General features: G+C 71.5%; 12 protein-coding genes and 1 tRNA gene. 11 read left to right on the forward strand and 2 right to left on the reverse strand.

The window, feature by feature from the left end; genetic code table 11:
• Positions 1 to 124 precede the first annotated feature (124 nt).
• From JQN84_RS29965 to JQN84_RS29975, 3 genes are all read left to right on the forward strand, one after another.
• Entirely contained in the window at positions 125 to 1,927 is a 1,803-nt protein-coding gene (locus tag JQN84_RS29965) for an ABC-F family ATP-binding cassette domain-containing protein (RefSeq protein ID WP_204961942.1), read from the forward strand.
• 89 nt (positions 1,928 to 2,016) lie between these two features.
• Positions 2,017 to 2,472 carry a DUF4383 domain-containing protein gene (locus JQN84_RS29970; protein ID WP_204961943.1) on the forward strand — a complete coding sequence of 152 codons (456 nt, stop codon included), beginning with the start codon at positions 2,017 to 2,019 and terminating at the stop codon, positions 2,470 to 2,472.
• A gap of 107 nt (positions 2,473 to 2,579) precedes the next feature.
• Positions 2,580 to 3,041, forward strand: coding sequence for a DUF4383 domain-containing protein (locus JQN84_RS29975; RefSeq protein WP_204961944.1), 462 nt, complete (start codon positions 2,580 to 2,582; stop codon positions 3,039 to 3,041).
• An 8-nt stretch (positions 3,042 to 3,049) separates the two neighbouring features.
• On the opposite strand, the gene JQN84_RS29980 is transcribed toward JQN84_RS29975, so the two are convergent.
• Both JQN84_RS29980 and JQN84_RS29985 read right to left on the reverse strand, forming a co-directional pair.
• Positions 3,050 to 3,733 (reverse strand): TetR/AcrR family transcriptional regulator, encoded by a 684-nt coding sequence (locus tag JQN84_RS29980; RefSeq protein ID WP_204961962.1) that lies wholly within the window; start codon positions 3,731 to 3,733, stop codon positions 3,050 to 3,052.
• 113 nt (positions 3,734 to 3,846) lie between these two features.
• Complete coding sequence (locus JQN84_RS29985; protein WP_204961945.1) at positions 3,847 to 4,806, reverse strand: acyl-CoA desaturase; 960 nt, start codon at positions 4,804 to 4,806, stop codon at positions 3,847 to 3,849.
• 120 nt (positions 4,807 to 4,926) lie between these two features.
• Here JQN84_RS29985 and JQN84_RS29990 point away from each other — a divergent pair, with 120 nt between their 5' ends.
• The 8 genes from JQN84_RS29990 to JQN84_RS30025 all read left to right on the forward strand — a co-directional run.
• Complete coding sequence (locus JQN84_RS29990) at positions 4,927 to 5,679, forward strand: resolvase (protein ID WP_204961946.1); 753 nt, start codon at positions 4,927 to 4,929, stop codon at positions 5,677 to 5,679.
• A gap of 46 nt (positions 5,680 to 5,725) precedes the next feature.
• Positions 5,726 to 5,797 (forward strand) — tRNA-Gln (locus JQN84_RS29995).
• Positions 5,798 to 5,858: 61 nt separating this feature from the next.
• Positions 5,859 to 7,400 (forward strand): bifunctional UDP-N-acetylglucosamine diphosphorylase/glucosamine-1-phosphate N-acetyltransferase GlmU, encoded by a 1,542-nt coding sequence (glmU, locus tag JQN84_RS30000; RefSeq protein WP_204961947.1) that lies wholly within the window; start codon positions 5,859 to 5,861, stop codon positions 7,398 to 7,400.
• Between the two features lie 87 nt (positions 7,401 to 7,487).
• Positions 7,488 to 8,468 (forward strand): ribose-phosphate diphosphokinase, encoded by a 981-nt coding sequence (locus tag JQN84_RS30005; RefSeq protein WP_088647399.1) that lies wholly within the window; start codon positions 7,488 to 7,490, stop codon positions 8,466 to 8,468.
• Between the two features lie 228 nt (positions 8,469 to 8,696).
• Positions 8,697 to 9,398: a 50S ribosomal protein L25/general stress protein Ctc gene (locus tag JQN84_RS30010; RefSeq protein WP_204961948.1), complete on the forward strand. Its 702-nt coding sequence runs from the start codon at positions 8,697 to 8,699 to the stop codon at positions 9,396 to 9,398.
• Between the two features lie 99 nt (positions 9,399 to 9,497).
• Positions 9,498 to 10,088, forward strand: a complete 591-nt coding sequence (pth, locus tag JQN84_RS30015; protein WP_204961949.1) for an aminoacyl-tRNA hydrolase — start codon at positions 9,498 to 9,500, stop codon at positions 10,086 to 10,088.
• Between the two features lie 117 nt (positions 10,089 to 10,205).
• On the forward strand, positions 10,206 to 11,009 hold the full coding sequence (locus JQN84_RS30020) for a 3'(2'),5'-bisphosphate nucleotidase CysQ (RefSeq protein WP_204961963.1): 804 nt from the start codon (positions 10,206 to 10,208) through the stop codon (positions 11,007 to 11,009).
• A gap of 78 nt (positions 11,010 to 11,087) precedes the next feature.
• A partial coding sequence (locus JQN84_RS30025; protein WP_204961950.1) for a phosphoadenosine phosphosulfate reductase domain-containing protein occupies positions 11,088 to 11,521 on the forward strand: 434 nt, incomplete at its 3' end.

The following is an 11,521-nucleotide window of genomic DNA, read 5'->3' on the forward strand; positions in this document are numbered from 1 at the left end:
GAGGCGGCCCGGCCCCGGCTCCGGCACGGGCGGGTGGGGCGGCGCGGGTGTCCGCGTACCCTTGCCCCAGGCGTCCCGAGGTGCCCGCCGGCACCGGGACGCCTTGATCATGAAAGGTGGGACCGTGGCCAACATCGTCAACCTGGACCGGGTGTCCAAGGGGTACGGCGCCGCCGGGCCGCTGCTCACCGACGTCTCGCTCGGCCTCGACGACGCCGACCGGATCGGCGTGGTCGGCCTCAACGGCGCCGGCAAGTCCACCCTGCTGCGGATGCTCACCAAGCAGGAGGACCCCGACGACGGCCGGGTCACCCACCGCCGCGACCTGCGGGTGCTCTGGCTGCCGCAGGCCCTCACCCTGACCCCCGAGGCCACCGTCCGGGACGTGGTGCTCGGCACCGCCTGGCTCGCCGAGGGGATGGGCGCCGAACACGAGTGGGCCGGCGACGCCGGGGTCCGGGCCATCCTCGACGGCCTCGGCATGCCCCACCTCGGCCTCGACCAGCCGGTCGGCCCGATGTCCGGGGGCGAGCGCCGCCGGGTGGCCCTGGCCGCCCTGCTGGTCCGCGAATCCGACCTGCTCATCCTCGACGAGCCCACCAACCACCTCGACGTCGGCGGCGTCGACTGGCTCGCCCGGCACCTCGTCGGCCGCCGGGGCGCACTCGTCGTGGTCACCCACGACAGGTGGTTCCTCGACGCGGTCTGCACCACCACCTGGGAGGTCGCCGACCAGACCGTCCGGGCCTACGAGGGCGGCTTCGCCGCCTGGACGCTGGCCCGCGCCGAACGGGAACGGGTCGCCGCCGCCACCGAGGCCCGCCGGCAGAACCTGCTCCGCAAGGAGATCGCCTGGCTGCGGCGTGGCCCGCCCGCCCGCACCTCCAAGCCGAAGTTCCGCATCGACGCGGCCAACGCGCTGATCGACGACGTGCCGCCGCCGCGCGACACCATGTCGCTGCAGCGGATGGCGACCGCCCGGCTCGGCAAGCAGGTGTACGACCTGGAGCACGTCCGGTTGCACGCCGGCCCCAAGGAGATCCTGCACGACACCACCTGGCAGGTCGGCCCCGGCGACCGGATCGCGATCCTCGGGCGCAACGGGGCCGGCAAGACCACCCTGCTGCGGCTGCTCGCCGGCATCACCCGCGCCGACGGCGGCCGGTTCCACACCGGGTCCACCGTCAAGCCGGCGTTCCTCTCCCAGGAACTCGCCGAACTCCCCGGCCACCTGCGCGTCCTGGAGGCCGTCGAGGAGGTCGCCCGCCGGGTGCAGCTCGGCGACCGGGAGATCTCCGCCGCCCAGCTCGCCGAGGTGTTCGGCTTCGACGACCGGCGGCTCTGGACCCCGGTCGGTGACCTCTCCGGTGGGGAACGCCGTCGCCTGCAGATGCTCCGGCTGCTCGCCGGGGAACCCAACGTGCTGCTCTTCGACGAGCCCACCAACGACCTGGACACCGACACCCTCGCCGCCCTGGAGGACCTGCTCGACTCCTGGCCCGGCACGATCATCGTGGCCAGCCACGACCGGTACCTGATCGAACGGGTCACCGACGCCGCGTACGGGATGTTCGGCGACGGCCGGCTGGTGCACCTACCCGGCGGTGTCGACGAGTACCTGGCCCGCGCCGCCGGCCCGGGTCCGGCCCGCACCACGCCCGGCCCCGCCGAAAGTCCCGAGGCCCCGGCCCCGGGCGGCATGTCCGCCGCCGACGCCCGGCAGGCCCGCAAGGAACTGACCCGGTTGGAACGGCAGATCGGCAAGCTCGACCAGAAGGAGGCCACCCTCCTCGACCAGCTCGCCACGCACGCCACCGACTACGCCCGGGTCGCCGACCTCGACGCTCAGCTCAAGGAGGTACGCGCCGAACGGGAACGGACCGAGGAGACCTGGCTGACCCTGGCCGAGGAGATCCCGCCCCTGTAGAGCAGGGACGACCCCGTGTGCGGCGTCACACCCCGCCGTACGGGACAATCGTCGGCGACCCTCACCCGAACGGCGTTGGAGACACAGTCATGGCCCACACCCCCGTCAACCACCCCGCGCGGCCGGTCTACCGGGCGATCGGCGGGCTCATCGGTCTCTACCTCGTGGTCTTCGGCGCGCTCGGCGTCATCGCCAGCGCCGGCAACGACATCTTCGCCCAGGACGACACCAAGGTCCTCGGCCAGGGCACCAACCTCGGGTTCTCGCTGCTGTCCGTGCTGTTCGGGGTGGTCATCCTGGTCGGCACGGTGATCGGCCGCAACCTCGACGTGGCGATCAACCAGTGGCTGGCCTACACCCTGATGGTGATCAGCCTCGCCGGCCTGGCCTTCCTCCAGACCGACGCCAACGTGGTCAACTTCAGCATCCTGACGGTGATCGTGCTGATGACCCTCAGCCTCGTCCTGCTGATGGTCGGCATGTACGGCAAGGTCGGCACCGAGGACGAGAAGGAAGCCTGGCAGAAGGCCCGCCTGGTGCTCTGACCGCTCCCGCTCGCGGGCCGGGAGGCGGCGTGACCTGGCGTTTCTCCGACGCCGGACGGCGCGACGGGAGACAATCGTCCCGACACGTCGTCCGCGCAGGAGGGGCCATGGCGCACTTTCCGGTCAACCACCCGGCCCGCCCGCTGTACCGGGTCTTCGCCGGCCTCGTCGGCCTCTACATCCTGGTCTTCGGCGTGTTCGGCATCGTGCAGACCTGGGGTGAGCCGCTGTTCGCCAGGGGCAGCCACTGGGCCCTGGGGCTGCGTACCAACCTGGCGTTCTCGCTGGTCTCGGTCGTCTTCGGGGTCGTCCTGATCATCGGGGCGTCCCGGCGCGGCAACCTCGGGCACGTCATGAACCTCACCGCCGGGGTGGTCTTCATGGTCACCGGCATCGCGATGATGAGCGTGCTCCAGACCCGCGCCAACATCCTCAACTTCTCGATGTCGACGGTGATCGTCTCGCTGCTGTTCGGCCTGCTGCTCCTCGCCACCGGCCTGTACGACAAGATCGGCACCGACGAGCACGCCGCCCGGGAACGCGCCGACCGGCTCCATCCGGCCCGCTGACCCGACGCTCAGCCACCCGGCCGTTCGGTGATCAGGCCCGGCCCCGCCTCCAGATGCGACAACCCGTTCCAGGCCAGGTTCACCAGGTGCGCCGCCACCGTCTCCTTGCCCGGCTGGCGGACCTCCAACCACCAACGCCCGGTCAACGCCACCATCCCCACCAGCGCCTGCGAGTACAGCTCGGCCAGCTTCGGGTCGTAACCCCGGCTGGAGAACTCGGCCCCCAGGATGTGCTCCACCTGGTGCGCCACGTCGTTCATCACGCTGCTGAAGTTGCCGGCCGCCGACATCAACGGAGACTCCCGCACCAGCACCCGGAACCCGCTGGTCTCCTCCTCGATGTAGCCCAGCAACGCCAACGCCGCCTGCTCCAGCAACTCCCGCGGGTGCCCGGCGGTCAGCGCCGCGGCGATCCGGTCCAGCAGGGCCCGCACCTCCCGGTCGACGACCACCGCGTACAGGCCCTCCTTGCCGCCGAAGTGCTCGTAGACCACCGGCTTGGAGACCCGGGCCCGCGCCGCCACCTCCTCGATCGAGGTCGCGTCGAAGCCCTTCTCGGCGAACACCTGCCGGCCGATCGCGATCAACTGCTCGCGCCGCTGCGCGGCCGACATCCGTACCCGCGCCGCCGGCTTCGCGCCCGCCGCCGGCCGTCGGGTGCCGGTGTTCTCCCCAGCCGGGGGCTGCGCCATCTCGTCACCTCGCCGGCGCTCGGTGACGCCCTGTCGTGGAATGCTCCGGTCGTGCCCGTCTGTCTCGGTCACCCGGCCATCCTGCCAGGTGACGCCCCGGGGCACCGCCGGGTTCAGCGCGGCAGCGTCTCCCGCACCCGCTTGGCCGCCACCCGTTCCGGCTTCGGCCACCGCACGTCGTGCACCGCGCCGGCCCGCTCCAGCAACCAGATCACCCGGGCCGACGGGTCCCACTGCCCGCGCAGCACCCCGTGCCGGGCGCTGGTCGGCTCGGCGTGGTGCAGGTTGTGCCAGCTCTCCCCGAACGACAGCAGGGCCAGCGGCCAGAAGTTGGCCGCCCGGTCGCCCGGCCGCATCGCGAACGGACGCTCACCGTAGACGTGGCAGACCGAGTTGATCGCCCAGGTCACGTGGTGCAACAGGGCGATCCGGACCAGCCCGCCCCAGAAGAACGCGCTCAGCGCGCCGGCCCACGACCAGGTCAGCAGACCGCCCATCAGCGCCGGGCCGAGCAGCGAGCCGGCCACCAGCAGCGGCGAGAGCCGGTCCACCCGGCGGGTGTCCGGGTCGGCGAGCAGATCCGGTGCGAACCGCTCCCGGTTGGACAGTTCCCGGCCGAGCAACCACCCCAGGTGCGCGTGGAACAGCCCCCTGGCCAGGCCCCGCACGCTCTCGCCGTACCGCCAGGGGGAGTGCGGGTCGCCGTCGAGGTCGGCGAAGGCGTGGTGCCGCCGGTGGTCGGCCACCCACTGGATGATCTCGCCCTGCACCGCGAACGACCCGGCGACCGCCAGGGCCACCCGGACCGGGCGGCGGGCCCTGAACGCGCCGTGGGTGAAGTACCTGTGGTAGCCGACGGTGATGCCCAGCCCCGACACCACGTACCAGAGGGCCGCGACGAACACGTCGGTCGCGTGCAGCCAGCCGCCCCAGGCCACCGGCACGGCGGCCAGCAGCGCCAGGAACGGCACCACCACGAAGATCCAGAGGGCGATCAGGATGCCCCGCGACTGGGGACCCTGGGTGAGCGGCTTCGGGCCGGCGGCACCGGCGTCCCGCAGGGTGGTCGACATGGCACCTCGCAGCGATCGGATACGCCTACGTCACCGTAACTTACGGGCCGGCCACAGTGGAGTGAACAGTGGCGTACATGAATGAGTTCAGTGTCATACGTTTGTCTTAACCTGCCGGTCATGACCGATCCGACGGGTGCCGAGGTGCGCCGGCTGCGTACCGGTGTGCCCCCGGCCCGCACCCGACGACCCGCCGCCCGCGACGAGCTGCGCGCGGCGGCGGTGGCACTGCGCGGCGAGGGCTGCTCGGTCGGCGACATCGCGGCCCGGTTGGGCGTCGCGAAGTCCACCGCCTATCTCTGGGTACGCCACCTCCCCCTCGACCCGGACGAGGAGGTCGCGGCGCGACGACGGGCGCGGGCCAGGGCGATGAACGACGACCGGTGGGCGACGCACCGCGCGACACGTGACGCCGCGCAGGCCGAGGTGCACAGCCGGATGCGGGAGATGGTGGGGCGACTCGCCGACCGCGAGGTGCTGCTGCTCGGCGCGGCCCTCTACTGGTGCGAGGGCACCAAGTCCAAGCCCTGGCGACGTCACGATCATGTGCAGTTCGTCAACACCGATGCCGGGCTGCTCCGGCTGTTCCTGCGCTTCCTCGCCGCCTGCGGGGTCGAACGGGACGTGCCCACCTACCGGGTGAGCATTCACGAGTCGGCCGATGCGGCGGCGGCGCAGCGCTGGTGGGCCGAAACCCTGGATCTGCCACCGGACCGGTTCCGGCGGCCCAGCATCAAGCGCCACCAGCCGACGACGCGGCACAACACCGGCGAGAGCTACCACGGCTGCCTGGTAGTGGACGTGCCGAGAAGCCGGGAGTTGTACTGGAAGATCGAGGGTGTCGTCGCGGCACTCACCGGAGAGATCACATAGGGGTGGGGGTCGCCCGGGGGAGGCGCTAAGCTGTCTTGCGTCACATTCGGCCGTGGTGTAATTGGCAACACCCGGGTCTTTGGTACCCGTGTTTCAGGTTCGAACCCTGGCGGCCGAGCCGTCCGTCACATCCTCCCTGATCGGGGTAAGGGGCGAAGTGTCCCCACAGTCTGGTTAGCATGGCGGCGAGACTGTTCGCCTTCCCCGACGGGAGCCCACCCGTGTCCCAGCCCCACCGCCGTACCGTCGTCGTGCTCGCCGCCGGGGAGGGCAAGCGGATGAAGTCGGCGCTGCCCAAGGTGCTGCACCCACTGCTCGGCCGGACGCTGCTCGGTCACGTGCTGGCCGCGGCCGGGCCGCTGCGCGCGGACCGGACCGTCGTGGTGGTCGGGCACGGGGCCGAGCAGGTCCGCGCCCACCTGGCCGAGGTCGCCCCGGAGGCCACCGCCGTGCTCCAGGCCGAGCAGCTCGGCACCGGGCACGCCGTACGGATCGCGTTGGACGCGGTGCCGGAGGCCGCCGGCACCGTCGTGGTGATCAACGGGGACGTGCCGCTGCTGCGTACCGGGACGGTGGATGCGCTGGTCGCGGCGCACGAGGGTGAGGGCGCGGCGGCCACGGTGCTCGCCGCCGAGGTGCCCGACCCGACCGGGCTGGGCCGGATCGTCAGGGACGCTGCCGGCCGGCTGGAGCAGATCGTCGAGGAGCGTGACGCGACCCCCGCCCAGCGGGCGCTGCGGGAGATCAACGCCGGCATCTACGCCTTCGACGTGGCCCGGCTGCGGGCCGCGCTGGGCAAGCTCTCCACCGACAACGACCAGGGCGAGGAGTACCTCACCGACGTCTTCGGGCTGCTCGTCTCGGCCGGCGAGCCGGTGGGTGTGCACGTGGCCGCCGACCATGTCGAGACGTTGGGCTGCAACGACCGGGTGGAGCTGGCCGGGCTGCGTCGGCTGTTGCGCGACCGGGTCAACGAGGCGTGGATGCGGACCGGGGTGACGATCCTCGACCCGGCGACCACCTGGATCGACGTGACCGTCACCGTCGAGCGGGACGCGGTGCTCGACCAGAACACCCAGCTGCGCGGCACGACGGTGGTGGGGGCCGAGGCGGTGGTCGGGCCGGACGTCACGCTGATCGACACGGTGGTGGGGCCGGCGGCGACCGTGCTGCGCAGCCACGCCACCGGTGCCGAGGTGGGCGCGGGGGCGAGCGTCGGCCCGTACGCCTACCTGCGGCCGGCGGCGCGGCTGGCCGAGAAGGCGAAGGTGGGCACGTTCGTCGAGGTCAAGAACTCCGAGGTCGGGCCGGGCGCGAAGGTGCCGCACCTGTCGTACGTGGGGGACGCGACGATCGGGGCGAAGGCGAACATCGGCGCGGCGACGATCTTCGTGAACTACGACGGGGTGAACAAGCACCGCACGGTGGTGGGTGACGGTGCGTTCGTCGGCTGTGACACGAACCTGATCGCGCCGGTCGAGGTGGGCGCGGGGGCGTACGTGGCGGCGGGCAGCGCGTTGAGTCAGGACGTGCCGCCGGGGGCGTTGGGGGTGACCCGGGCGCCACAGCGCAACATCGAGGGGTGGGTGTTGCGTAACCGGCCGGGCACGGTCTCCGCGCGGGCCGCCGAGCAGGCCCGGACGGCCGGTGAGGATGCGTCGGGTGGGCCGGTGTCGGCAAGTGAAGGTGAGGCAATCCACGGGGGTGCCGAGACGGTGTGAGGGTCGCCGAGGTCGGGGCATACTGCAACCGAGTAGCCCCGGCCCACCGCAGCCGGGCACCACCGACCAACGGGAGCAGACGGGCCCATGGGCAGCATCGTCGCCGAAAACCGCAAGAGCCTGATGCTCTTTTCCGGACGTGGCTTTCCGGAGTTGGCCAAGGAGATCGGTGAGGTGCTCGGCGTGGCGCCGACCCCTTCCGACGCGTACGAGTTCGCCAACGGTGAGATCTTCGTACGGTTCCGGGACTCGGTGCGTGGTTCGGACGCCTTCGTGGTGCAGTCCGTCACGCACGGGGTCAACACCTGGGTCATGGAGACCCTGATCATGATCGACGCGTTGAAGCGGGGTTCGGCGAAGCGGATCACCGTGGTCCTGCCGTTCTACCCGTACTCCCGGCAGGACAAGAAGCACCGCGGTCGGGAGCCGATCTCGGCGCGGCTGGTGGCCGATCTGCTCAAGACGGCCGGGGCGAACCGGATCCTCACCGTCGACCTGCACACCGCGCAGATCCAGGGTTTCTTCGACGGCCCGGTGGACCACCTGTTCGCGATGGACATCCTCGCCGAGTACGTGGAGCACAAGTTCGCCGGCCGGCCGATGACGGTGGTGGCGCCGGACTCGGGCCGGGTACGGGTGGCGGAGCGGTGGACCGACCGCCTGGGTGGCTGCCCGCTGGCGTTCATCCACAAGACCCGGGACCCGTTGAAGCCGAACCAGGTGGTGGCGAACCGGGTGGTCGGTGAGGTCGAGGGCCGGGTGTGCCTGATCGTCGACGACATGATCGACACCGGTGGGACGATCACCAAGGCGGCGGACATCCTCAAGGAGTCAGGTGCGGCGGAGATCGTGGTGGCCTCCACCCACGCCCTGCTGTCCGACCCGGCGACCGAGCGGCTGAAGAACAGCCCGATCACCGAGGTGGTGGTGACGAACACGCTGCCGCTGCCGCCGGACAAGCAGTTGGACAAGCTCACCGTGCTGTCGATCGCGCCGTTGCTGGCGCGGGCGATCCGGGAGGTCTTCGACGACGGGTCGGTGACCACCCTCTTCGGTGGCCTGAGCTGACGCGCGGACCCGGGGGACTGCCGGAAGGCGCGGAAAGACCTCGGGTAGACTGGTGCGGTTGCCACGGCGAGGGTGCCCGGCGGGCCGCTGATCGAGCGCCGCACGGAGGCACCGTCATCGACGCGGTGCTCCGGGCAGTCGTTCATGACGCATGAGCCCCAAGCGAGCCCCTCGCCCCAGCACCGCCAGACGACAAGCCGCCGTAGCGTTAGCATCAGGAGTTTCCCCGTGTCCGAGGTAAAGATCAGCGCCGAGCCCCGTACGGAGTTCGGCAAGGGTGGTGCCCGTCGTACCCGTCGGGCCGGCAAGGTGCCCGCCGTGCTGTACGGTCACGGCGAGAAGCCCAAGCACATCGCGCTCCCGGCGCGGGAGTTCGCCGCCGCGATCCGTAAGGGCGGCGCCAACCAGCTCTTCGCGATCGAGGTCAGCGACGGCACCCAGGTGCTGGCGCTGCCGAAGGCGATCCAGCGTGACCCGATCCGGGACAGCTTCGAGCACGTGGACCTGCTGCTGGTCCGTCGGGGCGAGAAGGTCACCGTCGAGGTTCCGGTGCAGCTGACCGGTGAGGCCGCGCGGGACACCCTGATCGTGCACGACCACGACACCCTCTCGGTGACCGCCGACGCCACCAAGGTGCCGGACCACCTGGAGGCGTCGATCGAGGGTCTGGAGGCCGGCAGTCAGGTCACCGCCGCCGACGTCGAGCTGCCTGCGGGTGTGGAGCTTGTCGCCGACGCGGAGCAGACGGTCGCCTCGGTGACCGCCGCCCCGACCGCCGAGCAGCTGGAGGCCACCCTGCCTGAGGTCGAGACCCCGGCGACGGAGGCCGAGGAAGCCGCCGAGGCCGCCGAGGGTGCGGAGACCGCCGAGGGCGCCGAGGCTCCGGCCGCCGAGGGCGAGCAGAGCACCGAGGCGAAGACCGAGGCCTGACCGGTCGCATCGTTCACGGCAGGCGCTCCCGTCGCGGGGGCGCCTGCCGGCGTATCGGGGCACGGTCGGCGCGCAGACGGCGAGCGGGAGGGACGTGACGTGACGGACGAGACGGGGCCGTGGCTGGTGGTCGGCCTGGGCAATCCAGGTCGGGAGTACGCCGGGAACCGGCACAACGTCGGTTTCATGGTCGCCGAGTTGCTCGCCGTACGGCTGGGTGGGCGGTTCGGGCGGTACAAGCGGGTGGTGGCGGACGTCGCCGAGGGGCGGATCGGTTTCGGTGGGCCGAAGCTGGTGCTGCTCAAGCCGCAGACGTACATGAACCTGTCGGGTGGGCCGGTGGCCGCGCTGGCCCAGTTCCACAAGATCCCGGCCGACCGGGTGATCGCGGTGCACGACGAACTGGACATCCCCTACGGGCAGCTGCGGGTCAAGCTGGGCGGCGGTGAGGGCGGGCACAACGGCCTGCGGTCGATGTCGAAGTCGCTGGGGACGAAGGACTACGTGCGGGTGCGGTTCGGCATCGGCAGGCCGCCGGGGCGGCAGGACCCGGCGGATTTCGTGCTGTCGGATTTCGGTGCCGCGGAGCGCAAGGAGCTGGAGTTCCTGGTCGACCGGGCCGCTGACGTGGTGGAGTCGGTGGTCACCAAGGGGGTCGAGCCGACCCAGAACGCTTACCACGGGGTCTGAGTCGCGGGGGCGTACTCGTGGCCTGCCCGGGTGGGCGGTAGTCTGCGCGTTCTGGCGTGGCGCGACCCCGCGCGGGCCGTGGTAGGCGACGGGAGCGAGTTCGTGGGCAGTCCTCCGATGATCGACGGCGCGTTCGCCCGCTGGTTGGCGGACCGGGCCGGGCAGGCCCTGCTGGAGCTGCGGGCCGAGATGGGGTTCGCGGACGCGGCGGCGTTGAAGTCGGCCGGGGACAAGGTCTCGCACGACCTGATCCGCAGCGAGCTGGCGAAGTGGCGACCCGGTGACGCCGTCCTCTCCGAGGAGGACGAGGGGTCGCGGCTGGTGGGCACCGCGGGCGGGGTGTCCCGGTTGACCGCCGAGCGGGTGTGGATCATCGACCCGTTGGACGGCACCCGGGAGTTCTCCGAGGAGGGCCGCGCCGACTGGGCGGTGCACGTGGCGCTCTGGGCGCGCAACGCGCCGACGCCGCACGGGCTGGTGGCGGGGGCGGTGGGGTTGCCGGCCCAGCACCGGGTGCTGGGTACCGACTATCCGCCGGCGTACCCGCCGATGACGGTGGAGGCGGCGACCTCGGGCGACCGTACGCTGCGGTTGGCGGCGAGCCGGAGCCGGCCGCCGGCGTTCCTGACCGCCCTGGCCGAGGACGTGGGCGCGCAGTTGGTGCCGATGGGTTCGGCGGGGGCGAAGATCGCGGCGGTGGTGACCGGTGACGTGGACGCCTACATCCACGCGGGCGGCCAGTACGAGTGGGACTCGGCGGCCCCGATCGCTGTGGCGACGGCCACCGGGCTGCACGCTTCCCGAATCGACGGTTCTGCGCTGAGATACAACGAGGCGGATCCGCGCCTGCCGGACCTGCTGGTCTGCCGCAAGGATCTCGCCAGCCGGTTGCTTGCAGCGCTGCAGAGGCATTCCGGGTAGCCTGAGCGCTGTTTTTGATTTGTCCGACCGGAAAGGTCTGGAATCCATGTACGGATCCGCGCCGATCGAGCCCGTGGCATGACCGCCCCCGGCCGCTTCTACCAGGTCTCCCACCTCGACGAGTTGGAGGCGGAGAGCATCTTCGTGATGCGTGAGGTGGTCGCCGAGATGGAGCGGCCGGTGCTGCTCTTCTCCGGTGGCAAGGACTCGATCGTGATGTTGCGGCTGGCGCAGAAGGCGTTCGCCCCGGCCAACATCCCGTTCCCGGTGATGCACGTGGACACCGGGCACAACTTCCCCGAGGTGCTCGACTACCGCGACCAGCGGGTCGCCGAACTGGGGCTGCACCTGGTGGTGGCGAGCGTGCCCGACGCCCTGGCCGCCGGGACGGTCCGTGAGTCGGGTGACGGGATGCGCAACCGGATCCAGACGCCGGTGTTGTTGGACGCGGTGGAGAAGCACCGGTTCGACGCGTTGTTCGGTGGGGCGCGGCGGGACGAGGAGAAGGCGCG

The organism is Micromonospora humidisoli, from assembly GCF_016900955.1.
Classification (GTDB): Bacteria; Actinomycetota; Actinomycetes; order Mycobacteriales; family Micromonosporaceae; genus Micromonospora; species Micromonospora wenchangensis.